This is a genomic window from Bacteroides xylanisolvens XB1A (assembly GCF_000210075.1).
GTDB lineage: Bacteria > Bacteroidota > Bacteroidia > Bacteroidales > Bacteroidaceae > Bacteroides > Bacteroides xylanisolvens.
In genome coordinates, this window is sequence record NC_021017.1 from 223,967 (window position 1) to 241,450 (window position 17,484).

14 protein-coding genes and 1 pseudogene are annotated in these 17,484 nt (G+C 41.3%); 7 read left to right on the forward strand and 8 right to left on the reverse strand.

Annotation, left to right across the window (positions count from 1 at the left end):
- The first annotated feature begins 73 nt into the window (after positions 1-73).
- The 3 genes from lepA (at position 74) to nhaA (ending at position 4,522) form a co-directional block, all read left to right on the forward strand.
- The gene (gene lepA / locus BXY_RS00935; protein WP_004312779.1) at positions 74-1,855 is read left to right on the forward strand and encodes a translation elongation factor 4; all 1,782 of its coding nucleotides are present in this window, start codon (positions 74-76) and stop codon (positions 1,853-1,855) included.
- Positions 1,856-1,996: 141 nt separating this feature from the next.
- Entirely contained in the window at positions 1,997-3,175 is a 1,179-nt protein-coding gene (locus BXY_RS00940) for a hypothetical protein (RefSeq protein ID WP_004312781.1), read from the forward strand.
- Between the two features lie 45 nt (positions 3,176-3,220).
- Positions 3,221-4,522, forward strand: coding sequence for a Na+/H+ antiporter NhaA (gene nhaA, locus BXY_RS00945; RefSeq protein WP_134993047.1), 1,302 nt, complete (start codon positions 3,221-3,223; stop codon positions 4,520-4,522).
- On the opposite strand, the gene BXY_RS00950 is transcribed toward nhaA, so the two are convergent.
- From BXY_RS00950 to BXY_RS00965, 4 genes are all read right to left on the reverse strand, one after another.
- Entirely contained in the window at positions 4,519-5,754 is a 1,236-nt protein-coding gene (locus tag BXY_RS00950; RefSeq protein WP_015531004.1) for a DNA recombination protein RmuC, read from the reverse strand. The genes nhaA and BXY_RS00950 overlap by 4 nt on opposite strands.
- A complete protein-coding gene (gene map, locus BXY_RS00955; RefSeq protein ID WP_004312787.1) occupies positions 5,754-6,608 on the reverse strand; it encodes a type I methionyl aminopeptidase in 855 nt (284 codons plus the stop codon). The genes BXY_RS00950 and map overlap by 1 nt, the downstream gene beginning before the upstream one ends.
- A 100-nt stretch (positions 6,609-6,708) precedes the next feature.
- Positions 6,709-7,332, reverse strand: a complete 624-nt coding sequence (locus BXY_RS00960; RefSeq protein ID WP_004312789.1) for a DUF4858 domain-containing protein — start codon at positions 7,330-7,332, stop codon at positions 6,709-6,711.
- A 111-nt stretch (positions 7,333-7,443) separates the two neighbouring features.
- Positions 7,444-9,084 (reverse strand): B12-binding domain-containing radical SAM protein, encoded by a 1,641-nt coding sequence (locus BXY_RS00965; RefSeq protein ID WP_004312791.1) that lies wholly within the window; start codon positions 9,082-9,084, stop codon positions 7,444-7,446.
- A 111-nt stretch (positions 9,085-9,195) separates the two neighbouring features.
- Between BXY_RS00965 and BXY_RS00970 the strand changes: the two genes are divergently transcribed.
- Positions 9,196-9,609, forward strand: coding sequence for a hypothetical protein (locus BXY_RS00970; RefSeq protein WP_008643698.1), 414 nt, complete (start codon positions 9,196-9,198; stop codon positions 9,607-9,609).
- A 71-nt stretch (positions 9,610-9,680) separates the two neighbouring features.
- Here BXY_RS00970 and BXY_RS00975 read toward each other — a convergent pair whose 3' ends face one another.
- The 3 genes and pseudogenes from BXY_RS00975 to BXY_RS23425 form a co-directional block, all read right to left on the reverse strand.
- Entirely contained in the window at positions 9,681-10,601 is a 921-nt protein-coding gene (locus tag BXY_RS00975) for an RluA family pseudouridine synthase (protein ID WP_004312314.1), read from the reverse strand.
- 112 nt (positions 10,602-10,713) lie between these two features.
- The coding region (gene rlmD / locus BXY_RS00980; protein WP_243442461.1) for a 23S rRNA (uracil(1939)-C(5))-methyltransferase RlmD at positions 10,714-11,601 on the reverse strand (888 nt) is incomplete at its 5' end.
- A 3-nt stretch (positions 11,602-11,604) separates the two neighbouring features.
- Positions 11,605-12,076, reverse strand: a pseudogene (locus tag BXY_RS23425) (TRAM domain-containing protein); the annotation flags it as partial.
- Positions 12,077-12,329: 253 nt separating this feature from the next.
- Between BXY_RS23425 and ppdK the strand changes: the two are divergent.
- The gene (gene ppdK / locus BXY_RS00985) at positions 12,330-15,050 is read left to right on the forward strand and encodes a pyruvate, phosphate dikinase (RefSeq protein WP_015531005.1); all 2,721 of its coding nucleotides are present in this window, start codon (positions 12,330-12,332) and stop codon (positions 15,048-15,050) included.
- Positions 15,051-15,158: 108 nt separating this feature from the next.
- Here the strand turns inward: ppdK and BXY_RS00990 are convergent, their stop codons facing one another.
- Positions 15,159-15,722: a YdeI/OmpD-associated family protein gene (locus BXY_RS00990; protein ID WP_008643692.1), complete on the reverse strand. Its 564-nt coding sequence runs from the start codon at positions 15,720-15,722 to the stop codon at positions 15,159-15,161.
- 406 nt (positions 15,723-16,128) lie between these two features.
- Between BXY_RS00990 and BXY_RS00995 the strand changes: the two genes are divergently transcribed.
- Both BXY_RS00995 and BXY_RS01000 read left to right on the forward strand, forming a co-directional pair.
- Positions 16,129-16,662: an outer membrane beta-barrel protein gene (locus BXY_RS00995; protein ID WP_009039498.1), complete on the forward strand. Its 534-nt coding sequence runs from the start codon at positions 16,129-16,131 to the stop codon at positions 16,660-16,662.
- Positions 16,663-16,858: 196 nt separating this feature from the next.
- Positions 16,859-17,431 (forward strand): porin family protein, encoded by a 573-nt coding sequence (locus BXY_RS01000; protein WP_015531006.1) that lies wholly within the window; start codon positions 16,859-16,861, stop codon positions 17,429-17,431.
- Positions 17,432-17,484 lie beyond the last annotated feature (53 nt).

The window sequence follows — 17,484 nt, forward strand, 5'->3', positions numbered from 1 at the left end:
CAACGCTATTTTTTTTTATTCCGCCATTTACGTATCTTTGCACACCAAAAAGATAAAATAATAAGAATTCAGAATGAAGAATATACGCAACTTTTGCATAATTGCTCATATTGACCACGGTAAGTCGACTTTGGCTGACCGTTTGTTGGAGTTTACACATACCATTCAGGTGACTTCCGGGCAGATGCTTGATAATATGGATCTGGAGAAGGAAAGAGGGATCACTATCAAGAGCCATGCTATCCAGATGGAATATACTTATCAGGGTGAAAAGTATATCCTTAACTTGATTGACACCCCGGGACATGTGGACTTTTCGTATGAGGTATCGCGTTCTATTGCTGCGTGTGAAGGTGCGTTGCTGATTGTCGATGCTTCCCAGGGAGTGCAGGCGCAGACGATTTCAAATCTGTATATGGCCATTGAGCATGACCTTGAGATTATTCCGGTGATTAATAAATGTGACATGGCGAGCGCCAATCCCGAAGAAGTGGAAGATGAGATCGTTGAATTGTTGGGCTGCAAACGGGAGGAAGTAATCCGTGCGTCCGGCAAAACGGGGATGGGAGTGGAAGAGATACTGGCGGCTGTGATTGAGCGGATTCCTCATCCGGAAGGAGATGAAGAGGCTCCGTTGCAGGCTTTGATTTTCGACTCTGTATTTAATTCTTTCCGCGGAATTATTGCTTATTTCAAGATCGAAAACGGTATGATTCGCAAGGGGGACAAGGTGAAGTTCTTCAATACGGGAAAAGAGTATGACGCCGATGAAGTAGGGGTGTTGAAAATGGATATGGTGCCTCGTAACGAACTTCGTACGGGAGATGTAGGATATATTATTTCCGGTATCAAGACTTCCAAAGAGGTGAAGGTGGGAGATACCATTACGCATATTGCCCGTCCGTGTGAAAAGGCTATTGCCGGTTTTGAGGAAGTGAAGCCGATGGTATTTGCCGGAGTTTACCCGATTGAAGCGGAAGATTTTGAAGATCTCCGTGCGTCTTTGGAGAAGTTGCAGTTGAATGACGCGTCTTTGACTTTCCAGCCGGAATCTTCGTTGGCTTTGGGTTTTGGCTTCCGTTGTGGTTTCCTCGGATTGCTCCACATGGAGATTGTGCAGGAGCGCTTGGACCGTGAGTTTGATATGAATGTGATTACTACGGTGCCGAACGTTTCTTACCATATATATGATAAGCAAGGTAATATGAAGGAAGTGCACAACCCCGGTGGTATGCCCGACCCGACCATGATTGACCATATCGAAGAGCCGTATATCAAAGCATCTATTATTACCACTACTGATTATATCGGTCCTATCATGACGCTTTGTTTGGGTAAACGTGGTGAATTGATTAAACAGGAATATATCTCCGGTAACCGGGTGGAAATCTATTATAATATGCCTTTGGGAGAAATTGTGATTGACTTTTATGATAAGTTGAAGAGTATTTCCAAAGGGTATGCTTCGTTTGATTATCATCCGAATGGTTTCCGTACTTCCAAACTGGTGAAGTTGGATATCCTCTTGAACGGTGAGCCTGTGGATGCGCTTTCCACTTTGACGCATATTGACAATGCTTACGATATGGGACGCCGGATGTGTGAGAAGTTGAAGGAACTTATTCCGCGCCAACAATTTGATATTGCCATTCAGGCAGCTATCGGAGCGAAGATTATTTCTCGTGAAACCATTAAGGCAGTTCGTAAGGATGTGACCGCGAAGTGTTATGGTGGCGACGTGAGCCGTAAACGTAAACTGCTTGAAAAACAGAAAAGAGGTAAAAAACGAATGAAACAAATCGGTAACGTGGAAGTGCCGCAGAAAGCCTTCCTCGCCGTACTGAAGCTGGATTAAAAAAACACTGCCGCAAGCAATTTTTCAGAGATATGTTCTGAACAAATTGACTTGCGGTTAGTTTTTAATACACCAGGTGATTGCCTTCTGTCTGCAGAGCTTTCCTTGGCAATCACTTTTTAGGAACAAACAACTATAAATATGAGAAAAGTTCTGTCTTTTTCGGGCTTCCTGATGCTGGGGCTCGTCGTTTCGCAATTCCTGCCGATGATGGCAGGGGATGGCTATGGAGCTGTTAAATCCATATCGAATGTATTGCTCTATGTATGCCTTAGTTTTATAATGATTAATGTAGGCCGTGAATTTGTTCTTGATAAGACACGGTGGAAAAGTTACGCCCAGGATTATTTTATTGCCATGGCTACGGCTGCTTTGCCGTGGTTTATGATTGCCATCTATTATGTGTTTGTATTGCTGCCACCCGATTTTTGGAACAGTTGGGAAGCCTGGAAGGAGAATTTGCTGTTGAGCCGTTTTGCTGCACCGACATCAGCCGGTATTTTGTTTACGATGTTGGCGGCTATCGGGCTAAAGTCCAGTTGGATTTATAAGAAGATACAGGTGTTGGCTATTTTCGATGATTTGGATACGATTCTTTTGATGATTCCTCTTCAGATTATGATGATCGGGCTGCGCTGGCAGTTGATTATTGTGGTGGTGATTGTGTTCCTGTTATTATCGATCGGCTGGCAAAGGCTGAATAAATACGATTGGCGTCAGGATTGGAAGGCTATCCTCTTTTATTCAATAATCATATTTTTGGCTACTCAAATTCTTTATCTCGGTAGTAAGGAATTGTATGGGGAGGAGGGAAGTATTCATATTGAAGTCCTGCTGCCTGCATTTGTGCTGGGTATGATTATGAAACATAAGGAACATGATACGCCCGTGGAACGAAAGGTTTCTACCGGAATTTCATTTTTCTTCATGTTCCTGGTGGGGATGAGTATGCCGCATTTTATTGGTGTGAACTTTGCGGAGACTCATGCAGGTGCTTATTCCGTCACCGGTTCGCAGGAGATGATGTCGTGGGGGATGATTATGTTTCATGTGGTGATTGTCTCTTTATTGTCGAATATAGGAAAGCTTTGCCCGATGTTCTTTTACCGTGACCGGAAATTAAGCGAGCGACTGGCTCTTTCTATCGGTATGTTTACCCGTGGTGAGGTAGGAGCCGGAATTATTTTCATAGCGTTAGGGTATAACTTGGGTGGGCCGGCATTGGTAATTTCTGTTCTTACCTTGGTACTGAATCTGATTTTGACAGGAATTTTTGTACTTTGGGTCAAAAATCTTGCTTTAAGGAGTTATACTAATTAGAAAATTCTGTATATTGCAAAACTAATATTATAAAAACATTTCGTTATGACTATTTTGCGGACTATGCGGAACTTCTCGTCTATGAATATCACGGCGAGTATTCTTTTATTCCTGGCTGCTATCTCGGCAGCCATTATTGCGAACTCTTCTGTGGCTCCGGTATATCAGGAATTTTTGTCGCATGAACTTCATTTACAGATAGGAAATTTTAATTTGCTTTCGCATGGTGGGGAAAATCTGCGAATGATTGAGTTTATCAATGATGGTTTGATGACGATTTTCTTTTTATTGGTTGGACTGGAAATCAAACGTGAGCTATTGGTAGGTGAGCTTTCCTCTTTCCGTAAGGCGGCGTTGCCTTTCATTGCCGCTTGTGGTGGGATGTTGTTGCCTGTGATGATCTATTCGCTTATTTGTGTTCCGGGTAGTGAAGGCGGACATGGACTCGCCATTCCTATGGCTACGGATATTGCTTTTTCATTGGGGGTGTTGAGCTTATTAGGCAGCCGTGTGCCGTTGAGTTTGAAGATTTTTTTGACTGCTTTTGCGGTAGTCGATGATATTGGGGGAATTTTGGTGATCGCTCTTTTTTATAGTTCACATGTTGCCTATGGCTATCTTTTGGTAGCTATACTCTTTTATATTTTACTTTATTTTATAGGAAAGTATGGAACGACAAATAAGGTATTCTTCTTGGTGATTGGGATGATTATCTGGTATTTATTTTTGCAATCCGGTATTCATAGCACTATTTCGGGAGTTATTCTTGCTTTTGTTATTCCCGCTAAACCTCGTCTGAATGTAGGGAAGTACATCGAAAAAATTCGTCATACCATTGCCGGTTTTCCGGCAATGCAATCTGAAAGCATTGTGCTGACTAATGAGCAAATAGCCAAGTTGAAAGAGGTCGAATCGGCTTCCGACCGTGTAATTAGTCCGTTGCAGTCATTAGAAGATAATTTGCATGGAACAGTCAATTATTTGATTCTTCCTCTTTTTGCATTTGTCAATGCCGGCGTTGTGTTTAGTGGGGGAGGCGAATTAGTGGGAGCTGTCAGTATTGCTGTTGCTGCCGGTCTGTTACTGGGAAAATTTATTGGAATATATTTCTTTACCTGGCTGGCTATAAAAATAAGATTGACTCCCATGCCTTTAGGGATGACCTGGAAGAATCTTTCCGGAGTTGCATTGTTGGGAGGTATTGGCTTTACTGTATCACTCTTTATCGCTAATCTTTCTTTTGGGGTAGACTATCCTGTATTATTGAATCAGGCCAAATTTGGTGTATTGACCGGAACCGTACTTTCCGGCTTACTGGGATATGTCGTACTTCGGATTTCGCTTTAATCTGTCGATTCATCGTCCCCATCATCTATCGGAAGAATTTTCATGCTTTCTTCATGTGGCAATTGTTCAACTTGGCGGAGTTTTCGTTCGATAGCGCGAGTCCGCTTACCCATTACTTCTTCTAGTTGGTCGCCGGCATTTTGAAGGTTTTTCTGTACTTTTTCGAGTAGTCCTCCGAATTTGCTGAATTCTGTTTTTACAGCTCCTAATACCGTCCAAACCTCTCCCGTTCGCTTTTGAATAGCTAACGTGCGGAATCCCATTTGCAGGCTATTTAGAATAGCCCCTAGTGTAGTAGGTCCTGTGACAACTATTTTGTAATCTTTTTGCAGAGTTTCTACCAGGCTTGTTCTTCGGATTACTTCGGCATAAATGCTTTCAAAAGGCAGAAACATAATGGCGAAGTCTGTGGTAAAAGGAGGATCTACATATTTGTCGTGAATGTCTTTTGCCATTTTTTTGATGGTTGTTTCCAATTGCTTGCCGGACGATTCTATCAATGCAGTATCTCCTGCTTCAAAAGCATCATAATATTGTTCGTACACATCTTTGGGAAATTTAGCGTCGATAGGCAGATAGACGGTGCTGTTCGCATCATCCTTTCCCGGAAGTTTGATTGCAAACTCAACGAATTCGGTTCCGCTTTTCTTGGTTTTTACATTAGCGTCGTATTGTTCTGGACTCATCATCTGCTCTAATAATGCTCCTAACTGAACTTCGCCGAATGTGCCACGCATTTTTACATTGCTCAACACCTTCTTTAATCCGCCTACGTCTTGAGCCAGAGATTTCATTTCGCCTAGTCCTTTCTGCACATTCTCAAGTTGTGAGCGGACAATTTCAAATGATTGGCCAATGCGTTCGTTCAATGTCTTTTGCAATTTTTCTTCCACCATTGTCCTCATGTCATCCAACCTCTTTTCGGTCAATTTAATCAATGATTCCTGTTGACGGGCCATCATATCGAATTTCTGACGCTGCAGCTCTCCGTTAGTCAACATATTTTTGTGCAATGCATCTTGCAATTGCTGCATATTCTGATTCAGCGTTTGAGTCATCTCCAGGCGGAGTTCCCGGATGCTGCGATTCAGTTCTTCGCGATTCTCCTGCATTTGTTGGCGCAAAGCTGTTTGCAGTTGTTCCGCTTGCGTTTGATTATTACCTTTTGTAAGTGACAGTATTAGTAAGACTATCACTAATGCGGCAATAACGATAAGTAAAATTAATTCCATTAATAAGTAAGAATTTCGTTTCCGTTTTCAGTAATCAGAATCATGTTTTCCCATTGGGCGGAAGGTAGTCCGTCGTCGGTGCAGACAGTCCATCCGTCGGCATCATCTATAAAGACTTCGTAGGTTCCCATGTTAATCATGGGTTCGATGGTAAAGGTCATTCCCGGTACGATCATCATGCCCGTACCCCGTCGGCCGAAATGCTCTACGTCCGGTTCCTCATGGAATTGCATCCCTACGCCATGTCCGCAGAGATCACGAACCACGCTGAAACCGTTCTTTTCTGCATGTTCTTGGATGGCGGCGCCTACATCACCCAGTTGTTTCCAGGGTTGTGCGGCGGCAATACCTATTTCCATGCACTCTTTGGTGACTTGTACTAATCTTTGCATGTCAGGATTGACATCGCCAATCATAAACATACGGGATGCATCGGAGAAATATCCTTTGTAAATGGTAGAAACGTCCACATTGATAATGTCTCCGCTTTTCAGAATCTCATTTTTATTAGGTATTCCGTGGCACACAACTTCGTTGATACTTGTGCAGACGCTTTTGGGAAATCCTTCGTAGTTGAGTGGGGCAGGGATAGCGCCGTGGCTGGTGGTGAAATCATATACTAATACATCAATCTCTTCAGTAGACATTCCTTCGCGAATATTTTCTGAAATATAGTCCAACAGTGCAGTATTGATTTTGGCACTTTCCCGAATACCTTCTAGTTGTTCGGGAGTACGGAGTACTTTACGGGGAGGAAGTTTGTAACCTTGTTTCCTGTATTTCTGTATTTTTGCTTCTACTTCGGCCGGATAATTGGAGGGAGTAAACCGGAATCCCTTGATAAAGTTCTTCATTATGATAGCATATTTAATCGTATGACAAAGGTACGAGAATAAATGGAAAATATGCTTTCTTGTTTTCTAAAACTTTTCGATCCTCAATTATCAATAGGATTTACCATTCGTATGAAACACTAACTTGAGGTATCCATTCCCATCTTTTTCGTATAGCATTATATTGGTATTGCATCCCTGTTTTGATTTTCCAGTTTTTATTTATTTTGAAAACGACATTACTTCCCAATTTGGTTGGTTCCACTTCGGAGGGAAGCCCTCGGTATCTTCGGGTATCGAGGTTTTGTGAACCATATATGTCGAGAGACCATCTGGAGGATAATTTATATTCCATTTGGCTTTGGATATGGAAATGATTGGAATTTTCTGCAAAGTCGCTTTTACTATGCAGAATAAGATTCTTGTTTATTCTTAGCCAGGAATAAGTGGGTAAAAAGGTGGAACCTGGCTTTTGGAACATCTTGTATGTGTGAATAGAAGGTTTCGAAAAGATTGTGGAAGATTTTAAAGTGGGTAGTGTGGGATCAAAATCTACAAATGGTTTTCGAGAGTACATTTTTTGCTCTACTTTTTCGATCAGCTTTCTGTTTATCTTGATTTCCTGATCGGATTCCAACATTTGCTGAAGTCTCAATGAGTCCTGTTTGCTCCATTCTTGCCCTGCTGCGGATAAGGGGAACAATAATAAACAAAGAATATTCAATTGATATTTCCGAATGTCCATACACTGTGCTAGTAAAGTTTATTGTATGGACGGTGAAAAACAGGATATGCTGCTTTGAACGATTAGTGAATAGTAATTATTTCACATAATATGGGAATACTTTTCTTTTGTTTATGATAGTGTTCTAGCTTTGAAAACGGGTTGTATCTTCTGAATTTCCGATTCAAAGCCAAACCAGTAGCCATGTCCTTCTTCATCGACAGGGAGGAAACATAGTCGTAGATTTTCACGGTATGCACCGTATACTACTTCCCAACTTTCAGGAGGTAACTGTCTTTTGGTTCTTACTTTTTCTGCCGGAGCTTTTTTTAATGACATACCTGCTTCTATCCATGCAATACTGACTTGTGTCAGGTAGTCGGGATAATGATTCTTGCAGAAATCATAAAGGATTAATCCTCTTCTTTCCAGACTAAGAGGAGTGTCGATGACATCTGTCCGGACCAGATGGTCGAGTAGGTCATGTATAAAATGGGGGTTCTCCAAAATTAGTATACGGGTGATATTTCGCCAGGTAGGAGTGTTATAGAAACCGTCTAACAGGCGGGACATATAATGGGCTGTTTGTAATTCATCTACCGTGATTTCACGGGTTTGGAGTACTTCGTATGGAGGAAGTGGAGAGTACTGTATACCTAACTCGTCCGCTCTTCTTCGCATTTCGGTGCCCGGAAGTAATTTCAGGGATTCCAGTTGGATTTCTCCTGCGCCATACTCGGTTAAGGTACGGACGTCGTCGAAAATCTCTGATAGATGGTAGAGTGGGAGTCCGGCTATCAAGTCGGCATGAGTTTCCATGTTTTCAAGTGAACATAGATAATGGAGTCCGGCCAAAGCATTGGAGAGTTTTCCTATTCTTCGACTTTGTTCAAGCACGTTTTCCCGAAGGCTTTGGATACCGGCTTCCAGGTGCAGCAGACCTTTAGGCAGAGTGGCTAATTCCTGTTTGAGTTCATCGGAAAGTAGTGCCGGATGAATTTCCAGATGGAAACAGATGTCCGGGTATTCGCGGAATAAGTTTAATAGCTCTTTTGCCCGTTTATTATTGTAATTGAAAGTACGATCCAGTACTCGCACGTTTTTGATTCCGTGTTCGTGTATCACGTCGAGACGTTCTTTGATTGCTTCGAGAGATAAGGTACGAACTGGCTTTTCACCTCCACTGACACAAAAAGCACAGGTGTTAAAACATCCCCGGGTAGTTTCTAACTGCACAAATGGTTTGCTCCAATTGAAGAAACGGCTTTTTTCGGGAGGAACCAATTCAGAAAAGTTCATGACACGGGCAAGTCCGTTGTCCTGATATTCTCCTGATTCATTCAGGTAACAAAGTCCTGTGATTGATTTCCATTCCTTTCTTGGCTGATTCCACACTTTTAACCATAATGGAAATACTTCTTCGCCTTCTCCGCGAAACACTCCGCTTACAAATTTGTTCTTATATAAGAAAGCTTCATTATCTCCTAAAAACTCGGGACCTCCGAGTATAACACAGCAGTGAGGTAGTAATGCTTTTGCGCGTGAAACGATGTGCAGGAGTTGCTCATGATTGAATAGCCAATTGGTAGCTGCAATGATATCCGGTTGATGGCGGTAGATTTGATTGACGACACTGCCGGTGTTTTCATTGATCGTGGCGGAAACCGTACACCATTCAATGTCTGTATTATTTGCTATTTGGGCATGTAAGGCAGGTAATGCCAACGAAGAATGAGCGTACGAACTATTTAAATCAAGCCAAAGAAGTTTCATGTGGAAATTTTAATATTATCTTTGCAAAGGTACAAAAAACTTGTGGCTTGTAATGTATAGTAAATAAAAAACGCTAATTTTGTATTAATAAACGCAATAAACTAGAGAATTATGGAAATGATAAAGAAATATGCGGGTATCTTGATGATGCTGACTTTATTGGTTGGCTTTACTTCGTGTGAAAGTGAAGACGAGACAGAATTTAATCTGCCTGGTGAGTGGTATACGAATGAAGAGATTGATTTCGGGGCATATACCTGGGGAAGAGGTACGCTTATGACTTTTAACGCGAGAAATCAAGGAACAATTGGTTCTGCCGGTGATCCGAATTATTTGGTTTTTGAGTGGAGATGGATTGATGGAGGATATAATTCAATGGAATTATATTTTTATGGTGATGGCACTTATGCCTATATTTGGGGTGCGGAAGCTACCGATAGAACCTTTAGTGGAACATGGTATAATAATTGGCGGGATTTTAGGGATAGAATAGATGGACAGCCATTCTATATGCGTCGTCAATAAAACAGTGATAAAGATTAAAAATAAAGCCAGAGTCAATCATGATTCTGGCTTTGTTTTTTGAATATAGGAATTTATTTTTTCAAAAACAACTTCTTAAATTCCGCCGGATAAGGCGTCTCGAACTCCATTAAATCTCCCGTTACCGGATGATAGAAACAAAGTTTGAAGGCATGGAGTGCCAATCGTCCGATAGGGTTGGGAGAATCTTCTCTTCCATATCTTCCGTCGCCGATAATAGGATGGCCTAAATCCTGCATGTGTACACGAATCTGATTCTTTCGGCCAGTTTCCAAATCGAGTTCCAACAGAGAATATCCGTTAGCGCGTTTGATTGTCTTATAGTGGGTAATAGATTTTGATCCACCGTCATCATATTCACTGGAACTTACGTAAAGCGTTTTATCAGTCAGCCAGGAAACGACCGTATCATAGTCTTTTTCCATACTACCTTCCACTACGGCTACATATCGGCGGTCGGTCACTATCTCATGCCAGTTGTCGCGTAGTGTCCGCTGCGTTTTTTCATCTTTGGCAAACATCATCAGACCGGAAGTATCTCTATCTAAGCGGTGAACGATAAACACACGGAATTGACGTCCGGAGCGTTGCACATATTCATTCAGTATCGTGTAGGCAGTGCGCTCTTTCTGACGCTCCGTATTGACGGATAGAAGTCCCTGCATCTTTTCGACGACAATGATATAGGCGTCTTCATATACAATCTTCAGCAATCTGTTATTAAATTCTTTCTTTCCCTTTTGCTTGCTAATTTTCACTTTCATGCCTGCTTCAAGGGGAAAGTTGAATTGCGTGGTTATCACATTATCAACAAACACGACCCGCTTGCTTAACAACGATTTTAATTTCGTGCGACTTGCATCCGGCATCTTGGCAGCCAGGAACTCCATTAATTCCATGGGCTCTTTGACTGCATAATTGGTATATTGAGCACGTGCTTTTTCAGCAGGAGTTCTTCTAGGTCTTTTTTTCATTTCTTTTTTCTTTTGAGAATTTATTTTTCACCACAGATTACACAGATTAACACAGATTTTTATTACTGATTATTATAATCTGTGCTAATCTGTGTAATCTGTGGTGAACTCTTTATCGAAGTTTCAGCAACACCACATTTTCTACGTGATGAGTGTGAGGGAACATATCTACGGGCTGAACAGCCTTCACCTTATACTTTTCATTCAGTAATTGCAGATCCCGCGCTTGAGTAGCAGGATTACAACTAACATATACAATTCGTTTCGGTTCCGCAAACAAAATGACATCAATCACATCCTGGTGCATACCGGCACGGGGAGGGTCTGTGATGATTACGTCGGGGCGCCCATGCTGATTGATGAAATCCTGCGTCAGCATATCTTTCATATCACCGGCATAAAAAATTGCGTTCTTGATATCATTGATTTCTGCATTCACCTTTGCGTCTTCAATAGCTTCCGGCACGTATTCAATACCGATCACCTGGCGGGCTTGGCGTGAAACGAAATTGGCAATTGTTCCTGTTCCTGTATAAAGGTCATATACCAGTTCGTTTCCTGTTAATCCGGCAAAGTTACGGGCTATCTTATATAAATTATAAGCCTGTTCCGAGTTAGTCTGATAGAATGATTTCGGGCCGACCTTGAAACGCAAGCCTTCCATTTCTTCAAAGATGTGGTCTTTCCCTTTAAATACGTGAACGTCCAAATCGTTGATGGTATCGTTGCACTTATTATTAATAATGTATAGAAGCGAAGTGATTTCGGGGAAAGAGTCCGCTACGAATTGGAGTAATTGCTTGAACAGTTCCATTTCGTGATCTTCTGTAATCTTGCAAATGACGATTACCATCAGTTCCCCTGTGGAAGATGTGCGTATAATCATATTCCGCAGCATACCTTCCTGTGTGCGCAGATTGATGAAAGAATAATCGTGTTCGTAAGCGTAGTCACGTACTGCGTTCCGGATGCGGTTGGATATATCATCCTGCAACCAGCANNNCAATAGCCAGTACTTTGTCGAATGCTCCCGGAATGTGGAAACCTACCGCATTCATCTGATCGTATTTCACGTCCTGACGAACTTCCTCGTTTGTCAACCAGCGCTTATTTGAAAAGGTGAATTCCAGTTTGTTTCTGTAAAACTCCGTTTTGTCAGAACCGAGAATCGGAGAAATCTCGGGAAGTTCGATCTTTCCGATACGTCTCAAATTATCTTCCACTTGCTTTTGCTTATATCTGATCTGCTCTGAATAGGGGAGCACTTGCCACTTGCAGCCACCGCATACGCCATAATGTTGGCAGAAAGGAACAGCGCGATTGGGCGACAGCTCGTGAAACTTCACCGCTTCAGCTTCGGCATATTTATTCTTTTTACGCTTGATTTGCAGGTCTACAACATCACCCGGCACTACATAGGGAACAAAAATCACCAGGTCGTTTACTTTTGCGATGGCTTTTCCTTCGGCAGCCACATCCATGATTGTTACCTTCTCCAATAAGGGAAGCTCTTTTTTCTTTCTTGCCACTTTTACACCAGTCTAATAATTACTTTGCAAAAGTAGGTATTTTTTTTGGAAAAAATTCGGGTATACAGAAATATTCCGGATTGTAATGTCGAAATTGCATTTTGATAGAAAGTTTTTTCGCAAAAAGTTTTCAAGTTTGCGAAATATCCTTAGATTTGCGAACAGAAAAAAGTCATAATGTAACTTTAAACACAATATTATGGATAAAAAAAGAGTTTATACCTTTGGTAATGGTCAGGCAGAAGGAAAGGCTGACATGAAGAATTTGCTCGGTGGTAAGGGAGCCAACCTTGCTGAAATGAATTTAATCGGAATTCCTGTCCCTCCCGGATTCACAATAACTACAGATGTTTGTACGGAATACAATACGTTAGGACGTGATAAAGTGGTTGAGTTGCTGAAAGATGAAGTTGTAAAAGCGATCGCTCATGTGGAAGCGTTGATGAAATCTAAATTCGGTGATGTTGAAAATCCTTTGTTGGTATCTGTACGTTCCGGTGCACGCGCATCTATGCCGGGTATGATGGATACGATCCTGAACCTCGGATTGAATGATGAAGTGGTGGAAGGTATTATCCGTAAAACGGGTAATGCACGTTTTGCATGGGACTCTTACCGTCGTTTTGTACAGATGTACGGTGACGTTGTGTTGGGCATGAAGCCTACCAATAAAGATGATATTGACCCGTTCGAAGCTATCATCGAAGAGGTGAAGAAAGCGAAAGGGGTAGAACTGGATAACGAGTTGAAAGTGGAAGACTTGCAGGAACTCGTAAAGAAATTCAAGGCCGCTGTAAAAGAACAGACCGGAAAAGATTTCCCGACTTGTGCATACGAACAACTTTGGGGAGCTATCTGTGCTGTATTTGATTCATGGATGAATGAACGCGCTATTCTTTATCGTAAGATGGAAGGTATACCTGATGAATGGGGTACAGCTGTCAATGTACAGGCTATGGTGTTCGGTAATATGGGTGATACATCGGCTACAGGTGTTTGTTTCTCACGAGATGCCGGTACAGGCGAAGATCTTTTCAATGGTGAATACCTGATTAACGCACAAGGTGAAGATGTAGTGGCAGGTATCCGTACTCCACAGCAGATCACTAAGATTGGTTCTCAACGTTGGGCTGTATTGGCTGGCATTACCGAAGATGTTCGTGCTGCTAAATTCCCTTCAATGGAAGAAGCAATGCCGGAAATCTATAAAGAACTGGATGCTCTTCAGACTAAACTGGAAAATCATTATAAAGATATGCAGGACATGGAGTTCACCGTACAGGAAGGTAAACTCTGGTTCCTCCAGACACGTAACGGTAAGCGTACAGGTGCTGCCATGGTAAAGATTGCTATGGACTTGCTCCGTCAGGGTATGATTGACGAAAAGACTGCTTTGATGCGCGTGGAACCGAATAAACTTGATGAATTGCTCCACCCTGTATTCGATAAGGATGCTTTGAAGAAAGCCAAAGTGTTGACCCGTGGTCTTCCGGCTTCTCCGGGTGCTGCAACCGGTCAGATCGTATTCTTTGCTGATGACGCTGCCGAATGGCATGCTGCCGGTAAACGTGTGGTGATGGTGCGTATCGAAACTTCTCCAGAAGACTTGGCCGGTATGGCAGTGGCCGAAGGTATTCTTACGGCTCGTGGCGGTATGACTTCTCACGCGGCTGTTGTGGCTCGTGGTATGGGTAAATGCTGCGTATCGGGTGCAGGTGCATTGAATATTGATTATAAAAACCGTACGGTAGAGATTGATGGGGTATTGCTGAAAGAAGGTGACTATATCTCTTTGAACGGAAGTACAGGTGTAGTATATAATGGTAAGGTAGAAACGAAAGCAGCAGAGCTTTCCGGCGACTTTGCCGAATTGATGACACTGGCTGATAAATATACTCGTTTGCAGGTACGTACCAATGCGGATACTCCTCATGATGCGGAAGTTGCACGTAACTTCGGTGCAGTAGGTATCGGCCTTTGCCGTACAGAACACATGTTCTTCGAAGGCGAAAAGATCAAAGCAATGCGTGAAATGATCCTGGCGGAAAATGCAGAAGGACGTCGGAAAGCATTGGCTAAGATTCTTCCATATCAACAAGAAGACTTCAAAGGTATCTTTAAAGCAATGGCTGGTTGCCCGGTGACCGTTCGTTTGCTCGATCCTCCTTTGCATGAGTTCGTTCCTCACGATTTGAAGGGACAGCAGGAAATGGCGGATACGATGGGTGTAAGCCTGCAATATATCCAGCAACGTGTAGAATCACTGTGTGAACATAACCCGATGTTGGGTCACCGTGGTTGCCGTTTAGGTAATACTTATCCTGAAATTACTCAAATGCAGACACGTGCAATTTTGGGTGCTGCATTGGAACTGAAGAAAGAAGGAGTGGAAACTCATCCGGAAATCATGGTTCCGTTAACCGGTATCTTGTATGAATTCAAGGAGCAGGAAAATGTGATTCGCTCGGAAGCTAAGAAATTGTTTGAGGAAGTAGGAGATAGTATTGACTTCAAAGTAGGTACAATGATCGAGATCCCGCGTGCTGCTTTGACTGCCGACCGTATTGCTTCTTCTGCCGAGTTCTTCTCATTCGGTACAAATGACTTGACGCAGATGACCTTCGGTTATTCTCGTGATGATATAGCTTCTTTCCTTCCTGTTTATCTGGAAAAGAAGATTTTGAAAGTAGACCCGTTCCAGGTTCTCGACCAGAATGGTGTGGGACAGCTGGTACGTATGGCGACAGAAAAAGGCCGTGCTATCCGTCCGGATTTGAAATGTGGTATCTGTGGTGAACATGGTGGTGAGCCTTCTTCTGTGAAGTTCTGTCATCGGGTAGGTCTGAACTACGTTAGTTGTTCTCCATTTAGAGTGCCGATTGCCAGACTGGCGGCCGCTCAGGCAGCGATAGAAGGATAGTCAAATACGCTGGTTAGGTACTTAACTATCTGATAAATAGGCTGTAAATACTTGTGAAAGTATTTGCAGTCTATTTTATTTTAGATTATCATTGATTTTTAGTTGGGATTAATAGTATTTCTCTATTCCGCCAAATCCTGTGATCTTTTTATTTTCTTTCGTTTTATTGATAAAGTTGTTTAATCGCTTTTCAAATTCTTCAGGTCGTTTTCTGGCTGCTTCAATGTATGCAATTCGGATACGTTTATATGCGTCGGAAAAATGGAGATAATTTTCCCATATTGTCTTATCTTCCTTCAATCTTTCAATTATATCATTGGGGAAAATGAAAGGATCAGATAATACATTTCGTATTTTATCCTCAAATTTGGGGTGTATCATTTTATTTTCCAATAGCCACTTAAGTCTTTCTTTGTTAGCTTGCGAATAGGTACTTTTAGGGTTTCTGGGTGTGAAATGCTGAATTTTATGTTCTTTGTCGAGCGATTTTATCGTACTGTCAATCCACTCGAAACAAAGAGCTTCTTCAACAGCGTCGTTGTATGTGATACTTTTTTCGCCTGAAGACTTGCTGGGAAATACAAACCAAACTTCATTGGCAGTCTCAAAGTTGTCATTCAACCACTTTCGCCAATCTTTTCTGTTCTCGAAATACTTTATTTCTATTGACATACCCAATCGTTTAAACTAACTGTTTTATTGCCTTTACTTTCATAATAACGAAGCATTTTACACTATACAATGTCAGTCAAACGCGTCTGTGTCTGATGGCTGAAAGGCTTACCACCCGTCAAAGATACTAAATCTTAAAGAAACAGTCCTCATTACTTCTTAAATCCTTTGGCTTATTATGGTATGACAACACTCACTACATGCAATATATTTGAATAAGAATCGATAGCAAGAATTTTGTGTTGCTATATAATATGATGTACAGAGTCTCCGTTAAACATTTATTTGGTGTTTATTATAAAAAACTAACTAAATGTTTGTTTGTTCATAAAAACTGCTTTACATTTGCACCCAGAAATCAATCGACCGAATTGGGGTCTAACGTTTAATTTAAAAAACAAAGAAAATGAAAAAGGGTTTATTATTGGTAGTTGTGATGTTAGCAACTATCGCTGTAAAAGCACAAGACATTTACGTAGGCGGATCTTTGAACGTTTGGCGTAACAGCACAGGCAACACTACTTCTTTTAAAATTGCTCCGGAAATCGGATACAACTTTAATGAAACATGGGCGCTGGGTGCTGAATTAGCGTATGGACATGAGTATGCAAACAAAGTTTCTATGAATTCATTTGACTTTGCTCCGTATATCCGTTTCTCTTATTATGAAAGTGGTATTGTGCGTTTATTCTTAGATGGAACCGCTTCAATCGGTTTTGATAAAGTGAAAGATGGAGATACTTTTAAAAGAGGTCAAGTCGGTTTGAGACCGGGAATCGCAGTTAAGTTGAATGACAATTTCTCTTTTATAGCTAAGTATGGTTTCTTGGGTTATCGGAGAAATATGGATTATGATGAGGATTATGCTCCTATTAAGCATTCATTCGGACTTAATCTTACTAGCGAAGACCTTTCAATTGGTTTCCACTACGCATTCTGATAAGAAGAAAAGTAATTCAACAAAATAGGAAAGGGAGTTCTCAAAAATAGGGAATTCCCTTTTTTTATGTATAATCTCTATAAATTACGCACTTGTTAACGAAAAAGTTGTTTAATACAAATTACAATTATACATTTGCATTGTTAAACAATAAGGTCAATAAAAACCTTTAGTATTAATTTAAAACTTTAAAATTATGAAGAAGAGTGTTTTGTTTGTTTTATTTGCGCTGATTTCAGTAGCAGGTTTTTCTCAAATTACAGGTTGGAATGCCAAGGTAGGGATGAACTTTAGTAATTATACAGGTGATCTTGATCTGAATGCAAAAGTTGGCTTTAAGCTTGGAGGAGGTTTTGAATATGCTTTTAATGATACATGGTCATTGCAGCCTTCATTATTCTTGACTAGTAAAGGTGCAAAGAAAGATGGAAATAGCATTAATGCAATGTATTTGGAATTACCGGTAATGGCTGCTGCACGTTTTAATGTTGCAGATAATACGAATCTTGTAGTTAATGCAGGTCCTTATTTTGCTTGTGGTATTGCTGGTAAAACAAAATTTGATTTAGGAAACGATACAGAACGTAAAGTTGATACTTTTGGTGATGATGCTTTGAAGCGTTTTGATGCAGGTCTTGGCGTAGGAGTTGCATTGGAATTTGGTAGAATCATTGCAGGTTTGGATGGTCAATTCGGTTTGGTTGATGTGCAGAAATTTGGTAATCCTAAAAACATGAACTTTTCTATTGTTGTAGGATATAAGTTCTGATAAGAAAACACTGAAAAAATAGAGAGCCGTTGCAGAAGGTAATTCGCAACGGC

Excerpts from the sequence above, each read along its gene's own strand:
- BXY_RS00940 (WP_004312781.1), top strand. The coding sequence starts at position 1,997 with ATGAGAAAAGTTCTGTCTTTTTCGGGCTTCCTGATGCTGGGGCTCGTC.
- BXY_RS00975 (WP_004312314.1), bottom strand. The coding sequence starts at position 10,601 with ATGAAAAAAAGACCTAGAAGAACTCCTGCTGAAAAAGCACGTGCTCAA.
- BXY_RS00990 (WP_008643692.1), bottom strand. The coding sequence starts at position 15,722 with ATGTCAATAGAAATAAAGTATTTCGAGAACAGAAAAGATTGGCGAAAG.
- BXY_RS00995 (WP_009039498.1), top strand. The coding sequence starts at position 16,129 with ATGAAAAAGGGTTTATTATTGGTAGTTGTGATGTTAGCAACTATCGCT.
- ppdK (WP_015531005.1), top strand. The coding sequence starts at position 12,330 with ATGGATAAAAAAAGAGTTTATACCTTTGGTAATGGTCAGGCAGAAGGA.
- BXY_RS00950 (WP_015531004.1), bottom strand. The coding sequence starts at position 5,754 with ATGGAATTAATTTTACTTATCGTTATTGCCGCATTAGTGATAGTCTTA.
- nhaA (WP_134993047.1), top strand. The coding sequence starts at position 3,221 with ATGACTATTTTGCGGACTATGCGGAACTTCTCGTCTATGAATATCACG.
- BXY_RS00965 (WP_004312791.1), bottom strand. The coding sequence starts at position 9,084 with ATGAAACTTCTTTGGCTTGATTTAAATAGTTCGTACGCTCATTCTTCG.
- BXY_RS00960 (WP_004312789.1), bottom strand. The coding sequence starts at position 7,332 with ATGGACATTCGGAAATATCAATTGAATATTCTTTGTTTATTATTGTTC.
- BXY_RS01000 (WP_015531006.1), top strand. The coding sequence starts at position 16,859 with ATGAAGAAGAGTGTTTTGTTTGTTTTATTTGCGCTGATTTCAGTAGCA.
- lepA (WP_004312779.1), top strand. The coding sequence starts at position 74 with ATGAAGAATATACGCAACTTTTGCATAATTGCTCATATTGACCACGGT.
- BXY_RS00970 (WP_008643698.1), top strand. The coding sequence starts at position 9,196 with ATGGAAATGATAAAGAAATATGCGGGTATCTTGATGATGCTGACTTTA.
- map (WP_004312787.1), bottom strand. The coding sequence starts at position 6,608 with ATGAAGAACTTTATCAAGGGATTCCGGTTTACTCCCTCCAATTATCCG.